Origin of the sequence: Pantoea agglomerans, from assembly GCF_020149765.1 — a bacterium.
Classification (GTDB): Bacteria; Pseudomonadota; Gammaproteobacteria; order Enterobacterales; family Enterobacteriaceae; genus Pantoea; species Pantoea alvi.
In genome coordinates, this window is sequence record NZ_CP083809.1 from 1,511,978 (window position 1) to 1,535,480 (window position 23,503).

A 23,503-nucleotide genomic window follows, 5' to 3' on the forward strand; every position below is an offset into this window, starting at 1 on the left:
GCGCTGAATAAGTTTTCCTGCTGGATACCCCGCTTTTTCCTGCTTCCCGACGTGTTATCGCCCCTGTTCCGCGTCAGGTCATCACTTTTATGCACGTCTGGCTCGCACGGGCTGCACCAGCAGAGTGCAGTCGCGGTCACGCGCTGCGCTGACGCGCCATTCCCGCTTCTTATTAACTCTTAATGGGTAATCAGAAAGGCTTATTTTTCGGGTTGTTAGGATTTTTCTGCAGCGCAGAGCGCGGGCCTTCAGGAAAAGTGGCCTGCTAATTGCAATTTGTTTATTACCAGGCCAGCAGGCCACAAGAACAGATGTTATTGGCATTCGGGGAATGTGACGGAGGCAAGATGAACTTAAGACGACTGAAGTACTTTGTGAAAATCGTCGATATTGGCAGTTTGACGCAGGCGGCTGAAGTGCTGCACATCGCGCAACCTGCGCTCAGTCAACAGGTCGCCACGCTGGAGAACGAGCTGGATCAGCAGCTGCTGATTCGCACCAAGCGCGGCGTGACGCCGACCGAAGCCGGTAAGATACTCTATGCGCATGCGCGTACGATTTTGCGGCAGTGCGAACAGGCGCAGACGGCGGTGGTTAACGCCGGACAGGCGCTGAGCGGTCAGGTTTCCATCGGGATGGCGCCGGGTACGGCGGCCTCATCGCTGACTATGCCGCTGCTGCAAACGGTGCGCGAGCAGCACCCGGAGATTCTGGTTTATCTGCATGAAAACAGCGGCAGTTCGCTGAATGAAAAGGTGATGAGCGGCCAGCTGGATATGGCGGTGCTTTACGATCGCGCGCCGACGGCGGGCATCACCAGCCTGCCGCTGATGAAAGAGGAGCTTTATCTGGTCGGCGCCACCGACTGTCCCGGCGGATCGGTAGATTTAGCCGAGGTGGCGCAGATGAGCCTGTTCCTGCCGCGCGACTACAGCGCCGTGCGCAAGCGGGTCGACGAAGCCTTTTCGCTGCGTCGTCTGAGCGCGCGCATTATCGGCGAGATTGAATCGCTGTCGATGCTGACCGCCGCCGTTGCCAGCGGTATGGGCGTCACGGTGCTACCGGAGTCCGCTGCGCGCGCGCTGGTGGGATCGACCCAGGCCTGGATGGCGCGCATCAACAGTCCGGCGCTGAATCTGCCGCTGTCGCTGAACGTGTCGGCGCGTCTGCCGCTCTCGCCGTCCGCGCAGGCGGTAAAGGATATTTTGCTGTCGCTGCTGAATAAGCCGATGGCGGAAGAGCGGGCGCTGCTGCTGGTGAGCTAAGTCGGGTTAGCGGTCCTGCGGGGCCGCTTTTGGCTGCTGCGCCGTCGGGCAGGTTAACGGATAGTGAGTGACCCGGTTATAGCGCAGCCAACTGCCTTAATAAGTTGCTCGCTCATTCCATGCGTCGGTGAAGACAATATTTCCGTCGCAATGCTTCCAGGTAATTTTCTCATAGCGTAAGAGAACCGTTTCGAGATGCGTGCCGGTCTGCGCACCGGGATAGAGATCGGGCGTTATGGCGATCAGCTTTACGCCCTGAAGAATAATATTAAAATATTCCTGCTCTCTACCCGCCTCGTTAATCTGATACATTTTAATCGTCGCGGAGTGGAGCGTTTTACCCGTGCTTAACGCGCGAAAGAGCAGGGGGGTAACGCGATCGAACTCCTTCTGAAACATAATCGGCATATGAACGCGCGTTCCTGTTAATCTTCCGGTGTTGCCATTGACAGGAATGTTGACGTTGTGGGTAAAGGATTTTAGCTCAATCGCCCCTTCACGGCCTGACACAAGCGACGGCCCAACTATTGGCGATCCATTTTCATCGGTTAACCACAGGTAAGCTGGATTAGACATAAAATTCCCTTTTTAAGTGATTATTTATCGTATTTATCAAACCGGCCAAAAAAAACGGGATGGATGACAATAAGTATAATGACCGATATTACCGTAAGTATGAGCCAGTAATCTGGGAGGAAATAGATAAAAAGAGAGGCCCATGCAAAAATCCATACGGGAAAGAGGATTTCTGTAAATAATATCGATAACAAGCTCTTAAACATGAAATGCTTCCTTTACATAGCTGTAAAATCCATCGAAGTCATTCTGAAATTGTATTTGATATTTTTTGATTAATTATGAAAGCACTGGCTCAATAAAGTAATACAACATTTCAATTTCTGCCTGATAGAGTATCCTGTAATATTCGGCATCAAGTGCCTTTAGCTGACGGGCCGCAAGGGCGCATTTTTGATCGGTACCGATAAGCTGGAACGTAATGACAATGGCGGGTATTCGGCGCGCCAGGCGCTCAACGACAGTTTGCGATACTAAATCAGACGCAGCCAGCGCTTTGGCAAGCGCCAGGGCTAATGCAAGACGCGTCGCTCTGCCTGTCGGGATATAGTTAGCAACTTCCGTTATTTTTGACGTTACGTTCCGGATGCGACCTGATTTGTTGCCAGCGTTGCTGTCGTTAATAAGCATTTCAAAATAGAGCCGAAACATGTGAGCAATCACGTTACGATGGCGGAAAACAGAAAGAATCGAAAGGTGCATTCTTTTTTCTTCTGAAATCAATTCGCGACAAACCTCATGATAGTCAGGAACAAGGCAGGACGAATACCAGCTCACCCTTTCAACCCCTGCATAAATATCTGACCCAATACCCTTCATCGCCTTCCATGTATAGGTCACGCCCTGTTGCGCATAAAGCGCCAGCAGCCTCTCGCTCTGCAACTTCATCTTTAAAACCTCGGAAGCCTGCATAGAATATCCCTGCTTTTTGTAATGTTATAAGGGTATTCGCTGACGCGTGCTGCCTTCAAGGCGTTCTGGCCGTGGGGCTTTCATTTTGTGAACCCGCTAGCGCTAAACAACAATACCGCTGCCCCATAACGCGCGTACCTGTTGCTATATATTCCCTGTGCGCATAAGGACAAAGTTTTTATTATTTGTTGATATCAATAAACCTTCTTACCATCGAAGTTAACAATTTCGTAAAGGGAGGTAAATATCGTGAATTTCCAGCAACTTAAAATCATCCGTGAGGCTGCGCGCTGCGAGTTCAATCTGACGGAAGTGGCAAACACGCTATTTACCTCGCAGTCAGGCGTGAGCCGCCATATCCGCGATCTGGAAGATGAGCTGGGCGTTGAGATTTTTATCCGCCGCGGCAAGCGCCTGCTGGGCATGACGGAACCGGGTAAAGCGCTGCTGACCATTGCCGAACGCATCCTCGACGAGGCGGGAAAAGTACGCCGCCTGGCGGATGTCTTTACCAACGAAACCAGCGGCATTCTCACTATCGCCACCACCCACACTCAGGCGCGCTACAGCCTGCCGCGGGTCATCAAAGCGTTTCGTCAGCTCTATCCTAACGTGCGTCTGGAGCTTAACCAGGGATCGCCGCAGGAGATCGTTGCCATGCTGTTGGCAGGCGAAGCGGACGTTGGTATCGCCAGCGAACTGCTGGTGAACAATCCCAGCCTGGCGGCCTTTCCCTGGTTCAGCTGGCACCATGCGCTGCTGGTACCCAGCGATCACGAACTGGTGCAGCAGCAGCCGGTTTCGCTCGGCACGCTGAGCCGCTATCCGCTGATAACCTATCGCCAGGGCATTACCGGGCGCTCGCGCGTCGATCGTGCCTTTCAGGCCGCTGGCCTCAAGCCGGATATCGTGCTGAGCGCGCAGGATTCAGACGTGGTGAAAACCTATGTCGAACTGGGCCTCGGCGTCGGCATCCTTGCCGATCAGGCGTGCGACATTCAGCCGGAAGAGTCGCTGGTGCGCATCGACGCGCGCCATCTGTTTGACGCCAATACCGTCTGGCTTGGCCTGAAGCGCGGCCAGCTGCAGCGCAACTATGTGTGGCAGTTCATGGAGCTGTGCAACGCCAACCTGTCGCTGGAGGAGATCAAACGTCAGGCGCTCTCTTATCAAAGCGTAGAAGAGCCGGCGATCGACTTTCAGATCTAATCCGGCAGCGACTCGACGATGGCCAGCTGCAGGCCATCCCAGCCTTTGCTGCCGACGGTTTGCAGCGCGGTAGCCGTCAGGTGCGGACTCTCGCCGACGTCGCGCAGGTACTGCCGTAGCCCCTGTACGTTTTCATCTGCGGACTGCGAATCGACGATCCGTCCGCTGCGCACCACGTTATCGCCAATAATCACGCTGCCGACGCGCGCCAGCTGCAGCGCCCAGCGCAGGTAGTGTGGATTATTGCGCTTGTCCGCATCGATAAAGATCATATCGAACGGCCCCTGCAGCTGCGGCAGGCTCTCCAGCGCCGGCCCCACCAGAAGCTCAACTTTATCGGTTACGCCCGCCTCGGCGAAATTCTCGCGCGCCACCTGCGCATGCTGCGGCGAAAACTCCAGCGTCACGATTTTGCCGTTCTTCGGCAGGGCGCGCGCCAGCCACAGCGTGCTGTAGCCGCCCAGAGTGCCGATCTCCAGAATGCGTGAGGCGTTCATCATGCGCGCCAGCAGGTAGAGCAGCTTGCCCTGGTTGGCCGCTACGTCGATCGGCGGCAGACCGGCGGCGGCGTTACGTGCCAGCACCGACGCCAGCGTCGCATCGGGTTTGACCAGCGTCTGGATAAAGTAATCATCCACCGCTCGCCACATATGATCGCTCATGGTTATCTCCTTGTTTAAAAACTGAGCATAGCAGCCGTGCGGCATAAAATTTTCTTTCCGCGCGCAAAACTCGCTGTTTAAGGTTTCTGCCCGGTAAGAAAAACATCCTGCGCTGAGACGACGCGATAGAGTGGAATCAAACCGAGCAAAAAGGGGAGTGAGATGTCGCGTCTTCAACTAAAAGATTCCAGTCTGCTGCGCCAGCAGGCGCTGTTTGACGGCCGCTGGCAGGATGCACGCAACGGCGAAACCTTGCCGGTGGTCGATCCCGCCACGCGTGAAACGCTGGCGACCATTCCGGCGCTGGGCCGTGCAGAGACGGAAGCGGCCATCGCCTGCGCCGACGCGGTGCGCATCGCCTGGGGCAAAACCCCCAACGCCAGCCGCGCCGCGCTGCTGGAGAAGTGGCACCAGCTGATCCTCGATAACGCCGAGGATCTGGCGACCATTATGACCGCCGAGCAGGGCAAGCCGCTGGCGGAGGCGAAAGGCGAGGTGCTGTACGGCGCCAGCTTTGTGAAATGGTTCGCCGAGGAGGCGCGCCGCATCTACGGCGATACCATCCCGGCGCCGAGTGAGGATCGCCGTATCCTGGTGCTGAAACAGCCGGTCGGCGTGGCGGCAGCCATCACGCCGTGGAACTTCCCCATCGCCATGATCACCCGTAAAGTCGCTCCCGCGCTGGCGGCAGGCTGCCCGATTATCGTGAAGCCGTCGGAGCTGACGCCGCTGTCGGCGCTGGCGCTGGCGGTGCTGGCGGAGCGCGCCGGCTTCCCGGCTGGCGTACTGCAGGTGGTGACCGGCCTGCCAGCAGAGATCGGCGCGGCGCTCACCGGCAGCCCCCTGGTACGCAAGATCTCGTTCACCGGCTCGACGCGCATTGGTCAGCTGCTGATGCAGCAGAGCGCCGACAGCGTAAAGCGGCTGAGCCTGGAGCTGGGCGGCAATGCCCCTTTTATTGTTTTCGACGATGCCGATATCGATATCGCAGTGGCGGGCGTGATGGTCAGCAAATTCCGCAACGCCGGACAGACCTGCGTCTGCGCCAACCGTATTCTGGTGCAGCGCGGCATCTATCCGCGCTTCGCGGCGAAGCTGCTTGAAGCGGTTGCCACGCTGAAGGTGGGCGACGGCTTTGCGGTCGGCAGCACGATCGGTCCGCTGATCAACGACCGGGCGGTAGAGAAAGTTAACGGCCATATTGAGGATGCGCTGCGCCAGGGCGCGGAGCTGCTGACCGGCGGCGCCAGCCACGGCAACGGCACCTGGGTGCAGCCGACGGTGCTTGGCAAGGTCACGACGCAGATGCGTATCGCCCATGAAGAGACCTTTGGGCCGGTCGCGCCGCTGTTTATCTTTGATAAGGAAGAAGAGGCGATTGCGATGGCCAACGATACGCCCTTTGGCCTGGGAGCCTATTTTTTCACCGAAAATATTCGTCGCGCCTGGCGCGTGGCGGAATCGCTGGAATTTGGCATGGTCGGCTTTAATACCGGCGCAATCTCATTAGAAGTGGCGCCGTTCGGCGGCGTAAAATTATCAGGAATAGGCCGGGAAGGGTCGCGCTACGGCATCGAAGAATATCTGGAACAGAAAGCGTTTCATATTGGCAGCCTGAATTAATTCTTCTCTGTTTATCATTCTCTATTGCAAGCGTTTGTCGCATCTGCGGCAAACGCTTTTTTTATTTTGTGCGCTGCGTCGGCTTTTTCTCGCCGTTTGCCATTTTAGTGCAAGTTTCATGCGCGATGCACCACGGCAATGCATGAATTTTGTGAGCCAAATCATCTGTTTATTGGTTCGGCAATTACGCAAAATTTCCGCTTTCAATACGGCAGAAAATTTTTTTGCGCTGTTTTAAACGCATTTTTATTTTTTAGCTGACTGGCATACTTTCTGCATTACCAGTTTTCATGAGCTTATTCTCGCTGAATATAAGCGCTGCCAGTGCGCTAATTCCCTGACGGTTGACGGGTGCAACAAATAAGGATTTATCCATGTTAAGTTTCGACCCTGAAAAAGTTCCGCTTCCTGTCGGCCACTATATTGACGGCCATCACATTCAGACCCAGGGGACGGCGTTTGCGGTGAAACGTCCCTCGGACGGCAGAGTCTACGCCACGCTGCATGAGGCTGACGCCGCCGACGTTGACCGTGCGGTGCAGGCGGCGCACCAGGCGCTGAAAACCAGCGGCTGGTCAGGCTGCGCACCGCGCGAGCGGGGCCGGGTGCTGCGCCGCTGGGCCGATCTGATCGAGCAGGACAGCCTGCTGGCGCAGCTGGAGGCGCTGGGATCCACGCGCCCCGTCAGCGATGTGGTGCAGCATGAAATTCCCTTTACCGCTGAGGCGATCCGCTTCTACGCCGAGTGCGCCGACAAGTACAGCGGCGATCTCTTTCCGACGCGCGACAGCAGCCTTGGCATGCTGATCGCCGAGCCGTATGGCGTCGTGGGCGCCATTACGCCGTGGAATTTTCCGCTGTCGATGGCCTCGTGGAAATGCGGGCCGGCGCTGGCGGCAGGCAACGCGGTGGTGCTGAAACCCTCTGAACTGACGCCGTTCTCGACGGTGCGCATGGCGGAACTGGCGGTGCAGGCCGGCCTGCCGGCCGGGGTGCTCAATATTGTGCAGGGCAGTGGGGCGGTAACCGGCCATGCGCTGGTGACGCATTCGCTGGTGCGCAAGGTCTCCTTTACCGGCTCGACCCTGACCGGCGCGCGCATTATGAGCGACGTGGCGCAGCACGGCATGAAGCCGGTGACGCTGGAGCTGGGCGGCAAAAGCCCGCAGCTGGTGTTTGACGACGCGGGCGAAATCGAAGTGCTGGCGCAGCGCATCCTGCGCGGCTTTACCGCTAACGGCGGGCAGGCGTGCGTCGCGGGCACTCGCCTGATTGTGCAGCGCGCCATCGCCGCGCCGCTGCTCGATCGCCTCGCAACCCTGTGCAGCAGCGTGCGCCCCGGCGTCACCTGGCGCGACGACAGCCGCTACGCGCCGCTGATCGACGAACGCCAGGGGAATAAAGTCGCCTCGGTGATCGCCGCCGCGAAAGCGCAGGGCGCGGAGGTGCTGGTCGGCGGTGAGCGTTTCGCCGACACCGACGAGGGCTGGTTCTGGCAGCCGACGCTGCTGTGCGGCGTCGCTCAGGACAACCCGGCGGTGCAGCAGGAGATCTTCGGTCCGGTGCTGACGGTGCAGACCTTCGACGATGAAGAAGAGGGGCTGCAGCTGGCGGCGCACGAGATTTACGGCCTGTGCGCGGGGGTGCATACCCTGAGCCTGCCGCGCGCCATGCGCGCCATACGCGCCATCGAGGCGGGCACGGTCTGGGTAAACCGCTATGGCCGCTCTGGCGATTTCATCATTCCCACCGGCGGCTTTCTCGGCTCCGGCATCGGCAAAGATCTGGGGCGGCAGGCATTTCAGGCCTGCCAGCGCCAGAAAAGCGTACTGATCGATTTTTAACTTTTTATGATAGAGATGAGGTCGCGTCATGGCTCTGTTTAAACCGAAATACATCACCTTTGACTGTTACGGCACGCTGATTAACTTCGATATGGCGGGCGCGGCGGCGCGCTGCTTTGATGACCGCGTGGCGGCCGATAAGATGGCGGCCTTCACCACCGATTTCTCCCGCTACCGCCTGGATGAAGTGCTGGGTGCCTGGAAGCCTTACTACGACGTGGTGAGCAACGCGATACAGCGCACCTGCAAAAAGTGGGGCGTAGCGTGGGACAAGGCGGACAGCGACTTTATCTACACCGACTGCGCCACCTGGGGGCCGCACCCCGACGTGCCGGCCGGGCTGGCGAAGCTGGCGACCGAGTTCCCGCTGGTGCTGCTCAGCAACTCGATGAAAGATCTGCTGCCGCACCATATTCCGCGGCTGGGCGCGCCGATACACCTGGCGATTACCGCCGAAGAGGTGGGCGCCTACAAACCGCAGATGAAAGGCTTCGAGTATATGCTGCAGAAGCTCAACTGCCGGCCTGACGAGATCCTGCACGTCTCCTCCAGCTTCCGCTACGACCTGATGACGGCGCACGATCTCGGCATCACCCATAAAGCCTGGGTTAATCGCGGTCATGAGCCGGCAAACCCCTACTACGGCTATAGCGAAATCCCTGACATCGGCGGCCTGCCTGCCCTGGTCGGACTCTGAGGATCGCGCGATGAAACTCGAATCGTTCTGGCAGGCGACCGCGCCCTCGTTTCACGGCGCGGCGGAAAGGGCACTGCCGTCGCACGCCGACGTGGTGGTGATCGGCGGCGGCTTTACCGGCGTCTCGGCGGCGCTGAGCCTGGCGCGCAGCGGCCTTGACGTGGTGCTGCTGGAGGGCGGCGGCATGATGAGCCAGGCCTCGGCGCGCAACGGCGGCCACTGCAATACCGGGGTGGCACAGAACTTCGCCTCGCTGGTAGCGAGCCAGGGCATCGAGAAAGCCACGCGCTTCTACCGCGCCTACGACGACGCGGTAAGCTACGTCGAACAGCTGGTGCGCGACGAGCGGATCGACTGCGATTTCCGCCTGTGCGGCAAGCTCAAGCTCGCCAGCAAGGCGTCCCATTTCGCCGGGCTGCGCGAGGCCTGGGCGCTGATGCGTCGCACCGTCGATCCGGAGATTGAGCTGCTCGACCAGACGGCGATCCGCCGCGAAGTGAACAGCGACGCCTTTCACGGCGGGCTGCTGCAAAAGCGCGGCGGCCAGATGCATATGGGCAAGTTCGGCATTGGGCTGGCGGAAGCGGCGGCGCGCAGCGGGGCGAAGATTTTCCCGCACCACGCCGTGACCGGCCTGACCCGCCTTGACGGCTATCGCCACCGCGTGCAGACCGCCAGAGGAGAGATCCTCGCCGACAAGGTGCTGATGGCGACCGGCTGCTCCAACGTCGGCCCTTTTCGCTGGTTCCAGCGGCGCATCGTGCCGGTGGGCAGCTTTATCGTGGTGACGGAGCCGCTGGGCGACGCGTTAATCCGCCAGGTGCTGCCGCAGGATCGCACCTACGTCACCTCACTTAACCTCGGCAACTACTTTCGCACCACCGCCGACCGTCGGCTGGTGTTCGGCGGCCGCGCGCGCTTCGCGGTCAGCAATCCCACCTCTGATTCACGCAGCGGTGAAATTCTACAGGCCACGCTGGCCAGCCTCTTTCCGCCGCTGGCGCAGGCGCGCATCGACTACTGCTGGGGCGGCATGGTGGATATGTCCGCCGATCGGCTGCCGCATGCGGGCGAGCATGACGGCCTGTTCTACTCCATGGGCTACAGCGGTCACGGCACACAGATGTCGGTGTGGATGGGGGCGGTAATGGCCGATCTCATCGCGGAAAAAAGCAACCGCAATCCCTGGCAGCGCGACGCCTGGCCCGCACTGCCGGGCTATCACGGCAAGCCGTGGTTTTTGCCGCTGGCCGGACTCTATTACAAAGCCAAAGATCGTTTCTCTTGATGCTTGCATTCCAGGGGCTGAACCTTAACGCTTATTGAGGGTACGCAGATGAGTAAAAATGATAATAACGCGCTGACGCGCATGCTGACCGAAGGCACGCTGTCACGCCGCGGCCTGATGAAAATGCTCTCCGCCGGGGCGGTGATGAGCAGCGGCATTATCGGTTTTCCGCAGCTGGGCTTCGCCGCGGAAACGCCGGTAAAAGGCGGCAAAATCCGCGCCGCGATGTCTAACGCCTCCGCCACCGATACCCTTGACCCCGCCAAAGCCAACAACAGCGGCGATTACACCCGTCAGTACATGTTCTACAACGGCCTGACCGAGCTGGATAAGGATCTGAAAGCGCTGCCCGCGCTGGCCGCCTCCCTTGACTCCAGCGACGGCGTCACCTGGCAGATTAAGCTGCGCAGCGGCGTCACCTTCCACGACGGCAAGCCGCTGACCGCGAAAGATGTGGTCTATTCGCTCAGCCGCCATAAAGACGCGGCGGTCGCCTCAAACGCCTTTAAAATTGCCGAGCAGTTTAAAACCCTTAGCGCCGTCAATGATAACGAAGTACAGCTGGTGCTGAGCCAGGCAAACTTCGATCTGCCCTATATCCTCGCCGCGCCGCCGTTTTTGATCGTGCAGGACGGCACCAAAGCGTTCAACAAAGGCATCGGCACCGGGCCTTACGTCTGCAAGGAGTTTACCCCGGGCGTGCGCACGGTGGGCAGCAAAAATCCCAACTACTTTAAGCCGGGCCTGCCGCACCTCGACGAGGTAGAACTGCTGGGCGTCACCGACCAGGCGGCGCGCGTCAACGCGCTGATGTCGGGCGATCTGCATATCGTCTCGACCCTGAGCGCCAGCGACTGCAAGCGCATCAAGGCGACCAGCGATTTCGGGGTGCTGGAGAGCAAATCGGGCATGTATACCAACCTGATTGTGCGCACCGATATCAAGCCCGGCAGCAACGAAGATTTCGTGCTGGCGATGAAATACCTGCAGCCGCGCGAGATGCTGGTGAAAACCGTGCTGCAGGGCTACGGCGACGTCAGCAACGATACGCCGGTGCCGCCGTGGCATCCGCTCTACAACGCCGAACTGAAGCCACGCCCGCTCGACGTCGAAAAGGCGAAATTTCACATCGAAAAGGCGGGCATGAAGGGGGCGACGGTGGAGATCGTCACCACGCCCAATATCGAAGGCGCGGTCGAGGGGGGCCAGCTGATCCAGCAGGTGGCGCGCAATGCCGGCATCACTATCAAGGTGCGCCGCGTGCCCTATGACGGCTACTGGTCAACGCACTGGACCAAAGATCCGGTGGGCTACGGCTCCATCAACCCGCGCCCGACGCTCGATATGCTCTTTTCGCAGTTCTACCTTTCCGGCGCGCCCAATAACGAGTCGGGCTGGAAAAACGCCCAGTTCGATCAGCTGGTGGTGGCGGCGCGCGGCGAGCGCGAGCAGGCGAAGCGCAAGCAGATGTACGGGGATATGCAGAAGCTAATCTACGACCACTGCGGCACCATTATCCCGACCTTTATCAGCTCCACCGACGGCTACAGCAAAAAGGTGAAGGGCGTTGAAGCCTGGCCCTCCGGCATGATGATGGGCTACCGCTTCCACGAATTTGCCTGGCTGTCCGCTTAACCCTTTCGACGCTGGAGATCGCCGATGAACCGATACATGATGTTCCTGATCGCCCGACGCACCGGCGCCGGCATCCTGACCTTGCTTATCGTCTCGGCGGTGGTGTTCTTTATCACCAGCCTGCTGCCGGGCGACGCGGCGCAGATGATCCTGGGGCAAAACGCCACGCCGGAGACGGTGGCGGCGCTGCGCGCACAGCTCGGGCTGGATCAGCCGCTGCTGCTGCGCTACTTCAGCTGGCTGGGCGGCATGCTGCAGGGCGACTTCGGCACCTCGTTCGCCAGCCACCTGCCGGTGATGCAGCTGATGGCGCAGCGCATTCCCGCCACCTTTGAGCTGGCGGCGATCACCACGCTAATCTGCGTGCCGCTGGCGCTGCTGACTGGCATTACGGCGGCCATGACGCGCGGTTCGCTGCTGGATCGCCTGCTGGTGGTTACCACCATGGCGACGGTGGCGGTGCCGGAGTTCCTGGTGGCGACGGTGGCGGTGCTGATCTTTGCCGTGAAGCTGCACTGGGTGTCGGCCATGTCCTTCGGCTCGCCAAATATGGATCTGGTCAGCTATCTGAAGGCCTACGCGCTGCCGGTGCTGACGCTCTGCTGCGTGCTGGTGGCGCAGATGGCGCGTATGTCGCGCGCCGCCATTATTGACCAGCTCGATAGCCCCTACCTGGAGATGGCGCTGCTGAAGGGGGTCTCACCGCTGCGCGCCGTGCTGCGCCACGCTCTGCCTAACGCGGTCGGCCCGATTGCCAACGCCATCTCGCTCAGCCTCGCCTACCTGTTCGGCGGCGTGATCATTATCGAAACCATCTTTAGCTACCCCGGCCTCGCCAGCCAGCTGGTGGATGCGGTCAGCAACCGCGATCTGCCGGTGGTGCAGTTCTGCGTGATGCTGTTTGCGGGCTGCTATCTGGTGCTGCTGCTGCTGGCCGACGTGCTGACTATCGCCTTCAACCCGAAATGGAGAAGCGCATGAATACCTTACTTCCGGTTCGTTTCTTTCAGTCGCTCTCTGTCTCAGGACGGCTGGGGTTGACGCTGTCGATTTTCTGGCTGCTGATGGCTATTTTTGGCAGCCAGCTGGCGCCGCACAACGTCGAAGATATCGGCGGCGGCCCGCTGTTCGGCGGATTTACCGCCGACAACTGGCTCGGCACCGACGCGCTGGGGCGCGATATCCTTAGCCGCATTCTCTACGGCGCGAAGTTCTCTATCGGCCTGGCGCTGGGCGCAGCGATCGGGGCCAGCCTGGTCGGCACGCTGCTGGCGCTGCTGGCGGCGGTGACCGGCCGCTGGCTGGAGGAGCTGCTGGGCCGCATCAACGACGCCATGCTGGTGCTGCCGGGCAAGGTGCTGTCGCTGATGATCGTGGCGGTGTTTGGCTCCTCGCTGCCGATGCTGCTGGTGACGGCGATCTTTACCTTCTGGCCGGGGGCGTTCCGCATCGCGTTTGCGATGGCGGGCAGCCTGCGCAATATGGATTACGTGCGCGCCTCGCGGCTGCGCGGCGAAAGCCGCTGGTATATCGCTATTCACGACATCCTGCCCAATATGGTTCATCCGATGCTGGCGGACTTCGGCCTGCGCTTCGTCTATATCGTGCTGCTGCTGAGCGGCCTGAGCTTTCTCGGCCTCGGCGTGCAGCCGCCCTATGCCGACTGGGGTACGCTGGTGCGCGAAAATATGCAGGGGCTGTTTGACGGCTCGCCAGCGGTGCTGATGCCGGCGCTGGCCATCGCCAGCCTGACTATCGGCGCCAACCTGTTTATCGACAGCCTGCAACAGATGCGCCCGCTGATGCTGGCGAAGGAGGGCGTATGAACGTTATGCCGCATACCGCAATGCCGGTGATTTCGGTGGAAAATCTGCGCGTCACGGCGCAAAGCGACAAGGGCGACGCCGTCGATCTGGTGTCAGATATCCGCTTTACCGTGCAGAAAGGGGAAGTGCTCGCCCTGATTGGCGAGTCGGGCTCGGGAAAAACCACCATTGCGATGGCGCTGATGGGCTATGCGCGCCACGGCTGCCGCATCGCCGAGGGTAATATTCACGTGGCGGGCGTTGACGTCAACAGCCTCAGCTCGCAGCAGCTGCGCGAATTTCGCGGTAACAAAGTCGCCTATATCGCCCAGAGCGCGGCGGCGTCGTTCAACCCCGGCATGAAAATTATCGATCAGGTGATCGAGCCGGTGGTGATCCACGGCATCATGACGCGCAAGGCGGCGAAAGCCAAGGCGGTGGCGCTGTTCCGCGAGCTGGCGCTGCCCAGTCCCGACACCATTGGCGACCGCTGGCCGCATCAGGTCTCTGGCGGGCAGCTGCAGCGTCTGATGACCGCGATGGCGCTGATTGGCGATCCCGACGTGGTGATCCTCGACGAGCCAACCACCGCGCTCGACGTCACCACCCAGGTGGAAGTGCTGAAGGCCTTTCGTCGCGTCGTGGCGCAGCGCGGCGTCACCGCCATCTACGTCAGTCACGATCTGGCGGTGGTGGCGCAGATGGCGGACCGCATTCTGGTGCTGCTGCGCGGTCAGATCGCCGAGTACGGCACTACCGAACGGCTGATTGGCGCGCCGCAGGCGGACTACACCCGCCTGCTGATGGACGCGGCGCGGCAGCAGGAGCGTCCCAGCCCGTGGCGCGGGGAGAGCGGCGAGCGGCAGCCGCTGCTGGAGGTGCGCGACCTCAGCGCCGGCTACGGCCCGCGCGGCCGTGACGGCCAGCCGAAGATCCCCATTCTGCAGGATATCAACCTCAGGCTGTGGAAAGGGCAGGCGATCGGCATTATCGGCGAGTCGGGATCGGGTAAAACAACCCTGGCGCACGCCATCGCCGGGCTTAACGCCCCCAGCCACGGCCATATGCTGTTTAACGGCCACTATATCGCGGGGGATATGCACAAGCGGCCTGACAACGAGCTGCGCCGCATTCAGTATGTGTTTCAGATGGCGGACACCGCGCTTAATCCGGCGCACAGCGTTGAGCGCATCCTGTCGCGGCCGCTGGCGCTGTTCCACGGCCTGCGCGGCCAGGCGCTGACCCAGCGGCTGCACCAGCTGCTCGATCTGGTGAAGCTGCCGCGCAGCGTGCTGTGGCGGCGCCCCTGGGCGCTCTCGGGCGGGCAGAAGCAGCGCGTCAACCTGGCGCGCGCGCTGGCGGCAGAGCCCGATCTGATCCTGTGCGATGAAGTGACCTCGGCGCTCGACACGGTGGTTGCCGCGGCGGTGCTCGATCTTATCAGCGAGCTGCGGCGCGAGCTGGGGCTGTCGGTGCTGTTTATCAGCCACGATATGCACGCGGTGCGGGCGGTGTGCGACAACATCGTGGTGATGAAGTCGGGGCGCATCGTCACCCAGCTGGCGCGTGAAGATTACGACAAGCCGACCAGCGAACTCTATTTCGAGCGCCTGAAGCGCGCGGTGCCGGAGCTGCGGCAGGGGTGGCTGGATGAGCACGAAGAGATTTTAAAGGCGGAATAGGGCTATCTTGCTTGCCATACTGTCCCCAGGCAGTGCGCTGGCCGTGAACAATCTGGCTGCGCAGATAACGCTCTGAAAGGTTGGCTTTTCACTGCAAAAAAAGAGGTATCAACGCTATGCCCGCTCCACTCCGCTATGTACAGGACAGCGCCGATTTTCCCGACGCCGTCGATGTGGTGATTATTGGCGCCGGTATTGCTGGCGCCGCTGCCGCCTGGGAGCTGACCAAAAAAGGACTGAAGGTGGCGCTGCTGGAGAAGGGACTGGTCGGCGCTGAACAGTCGAGCCGCAACTGGGGCTGGTGCCGCCAGCAGAACCGCGACGAGCGCGAGCTGCCGCTGATCATCCACGCGCTGCAGCGCTGGGGCGAACTGGGTGAGGAGACCGGCGAAGAGCTGGGCTTCCGCCGCAGCGGACTGATCTACGCGACGCGCAGCGAGGCGGATATCGCCGCGTGGGAGCGCTGGAACCGCATGGCGAAGCATTATGGGGTGCAGAGCGAGATCCTGACGGCGCATCGGGCGAAGGCGATGACGCCCGGCAGCACCACGCGCTGGCTCGGGGGCGTTTCGTCGCCTGACGACGGCCATGCCGAGCCGCGGCTGGCCGCGCCGGGTCTGGCGATCGCCGCCCAGCGCCTTGGCGCGCGGCTGTTTCAGCAGTGCGCGGTGCGCGGACTGGATATTGCCGCCGGTCGCGTCAGCGGCGTCTGGACTGAGCGCGGCTTAATCAAAACCAGCCGGGTGATCTGCGCGGCGGGGGCGTGGACCTCGATGTTCTGCCGCCGCCACGGCATCGATCTGCCGATCGGCAACGTTATCGGCACCGCGTTTCGCACCCGGCCCATTGCGCAGGCGATTGCGGTGCCGCTCTATACCCCAGGCTTTGCCTGCCGCCCGCAGCTCGACGGCAGCTATACCGTCTCCGTCTCCGGACGCGGCCGACTGGAGCCGGGCGCGCAGGGCATCCGCTACGCGCGTCAGTTTTATCCCACCTTCAAAAGCCGCCGTAAAAATCTGCGCCTGAACCTCGGCATGAAACCTTTTTTCCACGGCCCGGAAGCGCTCGGCGGCTGGGCCTTTGACCGTGAATCGCCTTTTGAGCGCGCGCGCATTCTCGATCCCGCTGCCGACGCGGCGACCGTGCAGGCCGGGCTGGATGCGATGCGCAACGAATACCCGGCGCTGGCGGGCCTTAAGCTGGCGCAGGCCTGGGGCGGCATGATCGACAGCACCCCCGATGCGATCCCGGTTATCTCCACCGTGGCGCAGCTGCCGGGCCTGGTGCTGTCGGCAGGCTACAGCGCGCACGGCTTCGGCATCGGGCCGGGCGCGGGGCGGCTGGCGGCCGATCTCGCCGCCGACGACGCGCCGATCGTCGACCCGACACCTTATCGCTATAGCCGTCTGGTTGACGGCAGCGCACTTGAAACGCCTGGCATGATGTAAGGAGCAACGCATGACCCCCATTTTTCGCGCCATGAAGGCGCACGATATTGAATCCTGCTACGCCATGACGCAGCAGCTGAACTGGCCGCACCGCCGCGAAGACTGGCAGCAGGCGCTGGCGCTGGGCGAAGGCGTGGTGATTGAGGAGCAGGGCAAACTGCTCGGCAGCGCTGTTCTCTGGCGCTGGGGCGAACGCGCCGCCACCATCGGGCTGGTGATTGTCAATAACCAGCAGCAGGGGCGCGGCCTGGGCAAACAGCTGATGCTGACCCTGCTGGAGAAAGTGCCTGACTATAACGTGCGGCTGCACGCCACCGAGATGGGCAAGGGGCTGTATGAAAAGCTCGGCTTTGTCACCACCGGCGAGATTTTGCAGCACCAGACGCGGGCGCTGGCGGCGGTGCCGCCGGTAGTGATGCCGGCGGGCGTAACGCTGCGCCGGGCGCAGGCGCAGGATGTGGCGACCCTGACCGCGCTCGACCAGCAGGCGCACGGCATGCTGCGGTCGCCGCTGATTGCGCACATCGTCAGCGAGCATCAGACCGTGCTGCTGGAGGATACCCGCGGCACGGTTCACGGCTTCGCCAGCCTGCGCCGCTTCGGCCACGGCTGGGCGATCGGCCCGGTCATCGCGCAGGATTTCCCGGCCGCACAGGCGCTGGTCGCCTCGCTGATGCAGGGGCTGCGCGGCGAATTTGTGCGTATCGACACCGACGCCGCGCTGCCGCTGGCCGGCTGGCTCGCCACGCTGGGGCTGGCGCAGGTGGATAACCCGACCACCATGGTGCGCGGCACGCCCTGGACGGTGCCAGCGGGCGGCATGCAGGCGTTTGGCCTGATGACGCAGGCGATGGCCTGATGCAGATCCTCTATAAATCGGACCCCCAGCGCGGCGCGCTGTGGCAGCAGTGGCTGGCGCAGCACGCGCCCGATGTCCAGCTGCATCTCTGGCCGGAGACCGGCGATCCGCAGGCGATTGAGATAGCGATCGTCTGGCAGCCGCCGGAAAAGCTGACAGAGACCTTTCCCAACCTGAAGGCGCTGCTGTCGGTGGGGGCGGGGGCGGATCAGTTCGATCTTGCCGCCTTGCCGCCCGATCTGCCGGTGGTGCGCATGATTGAGCCGGGCCTGACGCAGGGCATGGTGGAGTACGTTACCTTTGCGGTGCTCGGCATTCATCGTGATATGCCGCGCTACCTGCAACAGCAGCGCGCCGCGCAGTGGCAGGCGCACAGCGTCAGGCCCGCCGCGACGCGCCGCGTCGGCGTAATGGGGCTGGGCGAGCTGGGGCAGGCGGTGCTGCGCCAGCTGGTCTCGCTCGGCTTTGACTGCGCAGGCTGGAGCCGCACGCCGCGCCAGCTCGACGGCGTGCAGTGCTTTCACGGCGCAGCGCAGATGGGCGCCTTTCTGGCGCGCAGCGACATTCTGGTCTGTCTGCTGCCGCTGACCGCAGAGACGCGCGGCCTGCTTAACCGCGACCTGTTTGCGCAGCTGCCGCCGGGAGCGGCGCTGGTGCAGGCGGGACGCGGCGCGCAGCTTAACTCACAGGATCTGCTGGCGGCGCTTGACGGCGGCCAGCTCGCGGCAGCGGTGATCGACGTGACCGATCCTGAACCGCTGCCGCCGTCCCATCCTTTCTGGCGTCATCCCGCTATCTGGCTGACGCCGCATATCGCCAGCCAGACGCAAAACGAAAGCGCCGTCGCCGCGCTGCTGGAAAACCTGCGTCGCTACCAGCGCGGCGAGCCGATGGTCGGCCTTATCGACCGCGCGCGAGGCTACTGATGCGCCTCGGCTTGCGGGCCTCTGGGGCGTGGCGTGCGCTGCGTTAAGAAATTTCCCTGCTGAAAGGGCACTGATTTTAACAGGATATGCCGCCGCACACCCTACAACGGCAGCATGCGAAACCCGCCGGTTGCGATACTTGAGCCAACCGAACGTTACGTGGATGAGGTATAAAAATGCAGAATGTCATGGCCGAACAACAGACCTATTCCGACAACAGTTTGCTGCTGGACGCGCGCGAGCAGAATGTGCCGCGCGGCGTGGTGACCGCCCATCCGCTGGTGATTGAGCGCGCCAGAGGCAGTGAAGTCTGGGACGTCGAGGGGAACCGCTATCTCGACTTCGTCGGCGGCATCGGCGTGCTCAACGTCGGGCACAATCATCCGGCGGTGGTGAATGCGGTGACGCGCCAGCTGGGCCTGGTGTCGCACGCCTGTTTTCAGGTGGTGGCCTATCCGGGCTATATCGAGCTGGCGCAGCGTCTTAACCGGCTGGTGGGCGGCGGCGAAGCGTACAAAAGCGTCTTCTTTACCAGCGGCGCGGAAGCGGTAGAGAACGCCATTAAAATTGCCCGCTCGCATACCAGCCGCTCTGGCGTTATCGCCTTTGACGGCGCCTTTCACGGCCGTACGCTGCTGGGCGTGACGCTGACCGGCATGAGCCAGCCCTATAAGCAGAATTTTGGTCCTTTCCCGGCGGATATCTACCGCCTGCCGTTCCCCAATCCGCTGCATGGCGTCACCGAAGTGGACTGCCTGAAGGCGCTGGATCAGCTCTTTGCGGTGCAGATCGCGCCAGAGCGCGTGGCGGCGATCATTATCGAGCCGGTGCAGGGCGACGGCGGCTTCCTGCCGGCCGGCCCGGCGTTTATGCAGGCGCTGCGCCGCATTACCGAGCAGCACGGCATCGTGCTGATCTGCGATGAGGTGCAGAGCGGCTTTGGCCGTACCGGCAAGATGTTCGCCTTCCAGCACTTCAACATCAAACCCGATCTGGTCACGGTGGCGAAAAGCCTGGGCGGCGGTTTGCCTATTTCTGGCGTGGTGGGCAAGGCGGCGATAATGGACGCGCCGACGCCCGGCGGGCTGGGCGGCACCTACGGCGGCAATGCGCTGGGCTGCGCGGCGGCGCTGGCGGTGCTCGATTTGCTGGAGCACGACAACCTGCTGGCGCGCGCTAACCAGCTTGGCGAGCAGCTGCTGGCGCGGCTGCAGCTGCTGGCGGAGAAATATGCCTGCATCGGCGACGTGCGCGGCCTCGGCTTTATGCTGGCGGTGGAGATCCTCGATTTTGAAACCGGCAGGCCGGACGCGGCGCTGACGCAGAAGATCCTCGACAGCGCCTGCCAGGAGGGACTGCTGCTGATCAAGTGCGGCGTTCAGCGCAATGTGGTGCGCTTCCTGGCGCCGCTGGTAACGACCGATTCACAGCTGGAGGAGGCGCTGCACATTTTCGATATTGCGCTGGCGCGCGCCACAGGCCGGCTGGGCTGAAACCCGCTTCCTCATTGATATTGCTGGAATAATTATAATTTTTCCTGATGGATAACGCGCGCGTTAACGCTGGCGCTGGCGGCGCAAAGCGTGTTATACCATCAGCACGTCCTGCACAATTGGTTAACAATGAGGGGTGGTATGAACGGCTTAATGAAACTTGACCGCATCGATATCAACATCCTGGTGCAACTGCAAAAAGATGGCCGTATCAGCAACGTTAATCTCGCCGATGCCGTGGGACTTTCGCCCAGCCCCTGCCTGCAGCGCGTCAAGCGCCTTGAGCAGGCTGGCTTTATCACCGGCTATGAAGCCCATATCAATCTCACCAAAATAACCGATTCGGTCACGGTCTTTACCGAAGTGACGCTCTCCGGCCATCGCCGCGAAGATTTTATGAAGTTCGAGAGCGCGCTGCGCGATGTCGACGAGCTGATGGAGTGCCACCTGATTACCGGCGGCTACGACTATCTGCTGCGCTTTATCACCCGCAGCATTGAGCACTACCAGGAAGTCATTGAGAAGATGCTGGATGCGCAGATCGGCATCGATAAATACTTCAGCTATATCGTGATTAAGTCGCCGGTAATGAAGAGCAGCGTGCCGCTGCGCTCGCTGATTACCCGGCAGAATGACGTGCTGGGCGCGCTCTAGTTTCTGCCGCACTGAGCCTTTTACAGTCTGCTTTATCAACGCGGGCGAGCAAGGGAAGGGCGTGAAAACAGCGCAGGATAAAAACGTTCTGTTCCACCCGTCAGGCAGTTAACCGGTCATTGGGAAGAGCAGACATTTCATCGCGGCGCGAAGAGACGGGCACGCTTACCACGCGGATATCGCGGCTTATGGACGAGCGATTGCCTCTGCCTGCGGCTTTAAAAAATCATCCGCCTGTTCCGCCCCGCTATGGGGCTTTTTTATGGCCGCAGCCAGCCCCTTTCACACAGCATAACATTTCTTTTCCGCCCTTTTTTCAACGCATTTAACGGGTTCGCCGCGCCTCTTCAGCCGCGTCGGCTGAAGAGGCGCGCTTACTATAAATCGATGCCGCCACAAGGAGTTATTTATGACCGCACTGATTATCGCCGACCATCTCTGGCAGCGCGACGACTTTACCCTTTCTACCAAACGGACGCGGCTGGATATGGACTGGGTCCACTTCCAGCTGGCCGAGCGATCCTACTGGGCGAAAGGGCAGGCGCGCGCCACCACCGAGCGGGCCGTGGCGGCCTCGCTGCCGTTTGGGCTCTATCACATTGATGCGCAGATCGGCTTTGCGCGGCTGATTACCGACTACACCCGCTTCGGCTGGCTGTGCGACGTCATTATCGACGAGGCGTGGCGCGGGCATGGCCTGGGCAGCTGGCTGGCAGGCTGCGTGCGCGAGCATCCGGAGCTTGCCACGGTGCGGCGCTGGATGCTTTCAACAAACGATGCTCATCAGCTCTATCAGCGGCTTGGCTGGCGCGTGGTGCAGGAGCCGCACAAGCTGATGGAATTCCCTCTCTCCTGACCCTGGAGTGACACAGATGCGTTACCGCGTTGGCGTGGACATTGGCGGATCCTTTACCGATTTCGCCGTGCTGGATCGGCAAACCAACCAGATCCATACCCTGAAAGTGCTGTCGCGGCCCGATGCGCCCGGCAGTGAAATCCTGACCGGGCTGGCGCAGCTCGCCGCGCGCGACGGCGTCGATCCCGCCCAGATCGGCTACTTTACCCACGGCACCACGGTCGGCATCAACGCGGTGATCCAGCGGCGCGGCGTGCGGCTGGCGCTGTTTGCCACCAAAGGCTTCTGCGACGTGCTGGAGCTGGCGCGGCTGAAAATTCCCCATATTCACGATCTCTTTTCCCGTCGGCCCACGCCGCTGATTAGCCGCGACCGCGTCTTCGCTATCCGCGAGCGCACCGACCGCGACGGCAAGGTGCTGCAGTCGGTGGATCGCCAGAGCGTGCTGGCGGCTATCGCGGGCGCACGCGCGGCGGGCTGTGAGGGCATCGTGGTGGCGCTGCTGCACAGCTACCGCAACCGGCACAATGAGGCGGCGGTAAAGGCGATCGTTGAGGAGGTCGCGCCCGAGCTGCTGACCTCCTGCTCGGCCGACATCTGGCCCGTTATCCGCGAATATGAGCGCACCATTACTGCCACTATCAACGCCTACGTGCAGCCAATGGTCATCAACTATCTGGAAAAGTTTGAAGGCGCGCTGCGTGATAAAGGCGTCACCACGCCGCCGCGCATGACCAAATCCAACGGCGGCGTAATGGGCGTTGAGCAGGCGAAGCGCGAATGCGTGCAGATGGTGCTCTCCGGCACCGCCTCCGGGGTAATCGGCGCCAGCTATCTCGCCAGCGCCTGCGGCTTTGATCGCATCCTCAGCCTGGATATCGGCGGCACCAGCGCCGACGTAGCGGTGATTATTAACGGTGAGGTGGCGCAGGGCAACGGCGAGATCATCGGCGACTTTCCCGTTTATATCCCCTCGGTGGCGGTGACCTCCGTCGGGCAGGGGGGCGGGTCGCTGGCGTGGATCGACGAGCAGGGGGTGATGCAGATGGGGCCGGACAGCGCCGGCTCGCTGCCCGGCCCTGTCTGTTTCCAGCGCGGCGGCACTCAGCCGACCGCCACCGACGCCTTTGCCGCCTGCGGCATGATCGGCCACGGCGATCTCGGCTACCACGCCGTGCAGGTGGATGTTGCCGCCGCCCGCGCCGCCTGGCAGCCGCTGGCCGATCGCCTTGGCGTGTCGCCAGAGCAGACCGCTGAAGCCGCTATTGAACTGGCGATCTCCAGCATGTACGGCGATACCAGCGGCCTGCTGTCGCGCTTCGGCCTCGATCCGCGCGAGTTCTGGTTTCTCGCCTTCGGCGGTGCCGGTCCGATGATGGGCTGTTTTCTGGCGCGCGAACTCAATATGAAAGGCGTAATCGTGCCGCCGACGCCGGGCGTGCTCTCGGCGCTGGGCGGGCTGGTGGCGGATATCCGCAACGACTTTATCCGCACGCTTTATGGCGATCTTAACGCACAGCTGGCGGACCGGCTGGCCTCTGAAGCGGAGAGCCTGAGCCAGCGGGCGCAGGCCTGGCTGACGGCGGAGCACGGCGCGGCGATGCCGTTCAGGCTGCAGTTCAGCGCCGATATGCGCTATCGCGGCCAGTCGTTTGAAGTTGACGTGCCGCTGGAGGCGGCGTGGCTGATGAGCGCCGACGTGGCGGCGCTGCATGCGGCCTTCGATCGCCAGCATCACCAGCTCTTTGGCCACAGCGACGCTGACGCGCCGGTGCAGCTTATCAATCTGCGGCTGGTCATTACCTCGCCCACGCCGAAACCGGTGCTGAATCGCCTCGCGCCCGCCACCGCGCCCGTGGCGGTGGTGAAACAGGTTCAGGCGTGGATAGAGGGCGCTTTTCATCAGGTCGATCTGGTGCTGCGCGCGACGCTGCGCCCCGGCCATCGGCTGCGCGGCCCGGTCATCGTGGCGCAGGATGACTGCACCACCTGCGTACCGCCGCGCATGCAGGTTGAGGTGGACAGCTTCGGCAATCTGTTAATTACCCCGCTGAACGAGGAGAAGTGAT

General features: G+C 61.7%; 20 protein-coding genes. 17 read left to right on the plus strand and 3 right to left on the minus strand.

Annotation, left to right across the window (positions count from 1 at the left end; genetic code table 11):
* Positions 1-347: 347 nt before the first annotated feature.
* Positions 348-1,265 (plus strand): nitrogen assimilation transcriptional regulator NAC, encoded by a 918-nt coding sequence (gene nac, locus LB453_RS09755; protein ID WP_103796850.1) that lies wholly within the window; start codon positions 348-350, stop codon positions 1,263-1,265.
* A gap of 96 nt (positions 1,266-1,361) precedes the next feature.
* Here nac and LB453_RS09760 read toward each other — a convergent pair whose 3' ends face one another.
* Complete coding sequence (locus LB453_RS09760) at positions 1,362-1,841, minus strand: Hcp family type VI secretion system effector (protein WP_103796851.1); 480 nt, start codon at positions 1,839-1,841, stop codon at positions 1,362-1,364.
* Between the two features lie 279 nt (positions 1,842-2,120).
* A complete protein-coding gene (locus tag LB453_RS09765; RefSeq protein WP_224481708.1) occupies positions 2,121-2,753 on the minus strand; it encodes a hypothetical protein in 633 nt (210 codons plus the stop codon).
* Positions 2,754-3,002: 249 nt separating this feature from the next.
* On the opposite strand from LB453_RS09765, the gene cbl reads away from it, so the two are divergent.
* The gene (cbl, locus tag LB453_RS09770; RefSeq protein WP_103796853.1) at positions 3,003-3,962 is read left to right on the plus strand and encodes an HTH-type transcriptional regulator Cbl; all 960 of its coding nucleotides are present in this window, start codon (positions 3,003-3,005) and stop codon (positions 3,960-3,962) included.
* Here cbl and LB453_RS09775 read toward each other — a convergent pair.
* A complete protein-coding gene (locus LB453_RS09775; protein WP_103796922.1) occupies positions 3,959-4,624 on the minus strand; it encodes an O-methyltransferase in 666 nt (221 codons plus the stop codon). The two genes, cbl and LB453_RS09775, sit on opposite strands and share 4 nt — an antisense overlap.
* Positions 4,625-4,786: 162 nt before the next feature.
* Here LB453_RS09775 and LB453_RS09780 point away from each other — a divergent pair, with 162 nt between their 5' ends.
* The 15 genes from LB453_RS09780 to LB453_RS09850 all read left to right on the plus strand — a co-directional run bounded on the left by LB453_RS09780 (position 4,787) and on the right by LB453_RS09850 (position 23,502).
* Complete coding sequence (locus tag LB453_RS09780) at positions 4,787-6,247, plus strand: NAD-dependent succinate-semialdehyde dehydrogenase (protein WP_103796854.1); 1,461 nt, start codon at positions 4,787-4,789, stop codon at positions 6,245-6,247.
* 374 nt (positions 6,248-6,621) lie between these two features.
* The gene (locus LB453_RS09785) at positions 6,622-8,091 is read left to right on the plus strand and encodes an aldehyde dehydrogenase family protein (RefSeq protein ID WP_103796855.1); all 1,470 of its coding nucleotides are present in this window, start codon (positions 6,622-6,624) and stop codon (positions 8,089-8,091) included.
* Positions 8,092-8,119: 28 nt separating this feature from the next.
* On the plus strand, positions 8,120-8,788 hold the full coding sequence (locus LB453_RS09790; RefSeq protein ID WP_103796856.1) for a haloacid dehalogenase type II: 669 nt from the start codon (positions 8,120-8,122) through the stop codon (positions 8,786-8,788).
* 10 nt (positions 8,789-8,798) lie between these two features.
* Positions 8,799-10,076 carry an NAD(P)/FAD-dependent oxidoreductase gene (locus LB453_RS09795; protein ID WP_103796857.1) on the plus strand — a complete coding sequence of 426 codons (1,278 nt, stop codon included), beginning with the start codon at positions 8,799-8,801 and terminating at the stop codon, positions 10,074-10,076.
* A 48-nt stretch (positions 10,077-10,124) separates the two neighbouring features.
* On the plus strand, positions 10,125-11,711 hold the full coding sequence (locus LB453_RS09800; protein WP_103796858.1) for an ABC transporter substrate-binding protein: 1,587 nt from the start codon (positions 10,125-10,127) through the stop codon (positions 11,709-11,711).
* A 24-nt stretch (positions 11,712-11,735) separates the two neighbouring features.
* Positions 11,736-12,692 (plus strand): ABC transporter permease, encoded by a 957-nt coding sequence (locus LB453_RS09805; RefSeq protein WP_224481709.1) that lies wholly within the window; start codon positions 11,736-11,738, stop codon positions 12,690-12,692.
* The gene (locus LB453_RS09810; RefSeq protein ID WP_103796860.1) at positions 12,689-13,537 is read left to right on the plus strand and encodes an ABC transporter permease; all 849 of its coding nucleotides are present in this window, start codon (positions 12,689-12,691) and stop codon (positions 13,535-13,537) included. Before LB453_RS09805 ends, LB453_RS09810 begins: the two co-directional genes overlap by 4 nt.
* A complete protein-coding gene (locus tag LB453_RS09815; RefSeq protein ID WP_103796861.1) occupies positions 13,534-15,198 on the plus strand; it encodes an ABC transporter ATP-binding protein in 1,665 nt (554 codons plus the stop codon). Before LB453_RS09810 ends, LB453_RS09815 begins: the two co-directional genes overlap by 4 nt.
* A 116-nt stretch (positions 15,199-15,314) precedes the next feature.
* Positions 15,315-16,646: an NAD(P)/FAD-dependent oxidoreductase gene (locus LB453_RS09820; RefSeq protein ID WP_103796862.1), complete on the plus strand. Its 1,332-nt coding sequence runs from the start codon at positions 15,315-15,317 to the stop codon at positions 16,644-16,646.
* A 10-nt stretch (positions 16,647-16,656) separates the two neighbouring features.
* Positions 16,657-17,505 (plus strand): GNAT family N-acetyltransferase, encoded by an 849-nt coding sequence (locus LB453_RS09825; RefSeq protein WP_103796863.1) that lies wholly within the window; start codon positions 16,657-16,659, stop codon positions 17,503-17,505.
* Positions 17,505-18,431: a 2-hydroxyacid dehydrogenase gene (locus LB453_RS09830; protein ID WP_103796864.1), complete on the plus strand. Its 927-nt coding sequence runs from the start codon at positions 17,505-17,507 to the stop codon at positions 18,429-18,431. Before LB453_RS09825 ends, LB453_RS09830 begins: the two co-directional genes overlap by 1 nt.
* Positions 18,432-18,607: 176 nt before the next feature.
* Positions 18,608-19,924 (plus strand): 4-aminobutyrate--2-oxoglutarate transaminase, encoded by a 1,317-nt coding sequence (gene gabT, locus LB453_RS09835; RefSeq protein WP_103796865.1) that lies wholly within the window; start codon positions 18,608-18,610, stop codon positions 19,922-19,924.
* A gap of 141 nt (positions 19,925-20,065) precedes the next feature.
* Positions 20,066-20,578: an Lrp/AsnC family transcriptional regulator gene (locus LB453_RS09840; protein ID WP_033749932.1), complete on the plus strand. Its 513-nt coding sequence runs from the start codon at positions 20,066-20,068 to the stop codon at positions 20,576-20,578.
* A gap of 409 nt (positions 20,579-20,987) precedes the next feature.
* Entirely contained in the window at positions 20,988-21,434 is a 447-nt protein-coding gene (locus tag LB453_RS09845) for a GNAT family N-acetyltransferase (RefSeq protein WP_103796866.1), read from the plus strand.
* 16 nt (positions 21,435-21,450) lie between these two features.
* Positions 21,451-23,502 (plus strand): hydantoinase/oxoprolinase family protein, encoded by a 2,052-nt coding sequence (locus LB453_RS09850; protein ID WP_103796867.1) that lies wholly within the window; start codon positions 21,451-21,453, stop codon positions 23,500-23,502.
* The last annotated feature ends 1 nt before the right edge of the window (position 23,503 follow it).

Bases quoted from the DNA above. Each gene is read 5' to 3' on its own strand.
- LB453_RS09775 (WP_103796922.1), bottom strand. From the start codon at position 4,624: ATGAGCGATCATATGTGGCGAGCGGTGGATGATTACTTTATCCAGACG.
- LB453_RS09765 (WP_224481708.1), bottom strand. From the start codon at position 2,753: ATGCAGGCTTCCGAGGTTTTAAAGATGAAGTTGCAGAGCGAGAGGCTG.
- LB453_RS09785 (WP_103796855.1), top strand. From the start codon at position 6,622: ATGTTAAGTTTCGACCCTGAAAAAGTTCCGCTTCCTGTCGGCCACTAT.
- LB453_RS09840 (WP_033749932.1), top strand. From the start codon at position 20,066: ATGAACGGCTTAATGAAACTTGACCGCATCGATATCAACATCCTGGTG.
- LB453_RS09795 (WP_103796857.1), top strand. From the start codon at position 8,799: ATGAAACTCGAATCGTTCTGGCAGGCGACCGCGCCCTCGTTTCACGGC.
- LB453_RS09845 (WP_103796866.1), top strand. From the start codon at position 20,988: ATGACCGCACTGATTATCGCCGACCATCTCTGGCAGCGCGACGACTTT.
- LB453_RS09820 (WP_103796862.1), top strand. From the start codon at position 15,315: ATGCCCGCTCCACTCCGCTATGTACAGGACAGCGCCGATTTTCCCGAC.
- nac (WP_103796850.1), top strand. From the start codon at position 348: ATGAACTTAAGACGACTGAAGTACTTTGTGAAAATCGTCGATATTGGC.
- LB453_RS09850 (WP_103796867.1), top strand. From the start codon at position 21,451: ATGCGTTACCGCGTTGGCGTGGACATTGGCGGATCCTTTACCGATTTC.
- LB453_RS09810 (WP_103796860.1), top strand. From the start codon at position 12,689: ATGAATACCTTACTTCCGGTTCGTTTCTTTCAGTCGCTCTCTGTCTCA.
- LB453_RS09760 (WP_103796851.1), bottom strand. From the start codon at position 1,841: ATGTCTAATCCAGCTTACCTGTGGTTAACCGATGAAAATGGATCGCCA.
- gabT (WP_103796865.1), top strand. From the start codon at position 18,608: ATGCAGAATGTCATGGCCGAACAACAGACCTATTCCGACAACAGTTTG.
- LB453_RS09800 (WP_103796858.1), top strand. From the start codon at position 10,125: ATGAGTAAAAATGATAATAACGCGCTGACGCGCATGCTGACCGAAGGC.
- LB453_RS09830 (WP_103796864.1), top strand. From the start codon at position 17,505: ATGCAGATCCTCTATAAATCGGACCCCCAGCGCGGCGCGCTGTGGCAG.
- LB453_RS09825 (WP_103796863.1), top strand. From the start codon at position 16,657: ATGACCCCCATTTTTCGCGCCATGAAGGCGCACGATATTGAATCCTGC.
- LB453_RS09815 (WP_103796861.1), top strand. From the start codon at position 13,534: ATGAACGTTATGCCGCATACCGCAATGCCGGTGATTTCGGTGGAAAAT.
- LB453_RS09790 (WP_103796856.1), top strand. From the start codon at position 8,120: ATGGCTCTGTTTAAACCGAAATACATCACCTTTGACTGTTACGGCACG.
- LB453_RS09780 (WP_103796854.1), top strand. From the start codon at position 4,787: ATGTCGCGTCTTCAACTAAAAGATTCCAGTCTGCTGCGCCAGCAGGCG.
- LB453_RS09805 (WP_224481709.1), top strand. From the start codon at position 11,736: ATGAACCGATACATGATGTTCCTGATCGCCCGACGCACCGGCGCCGGC.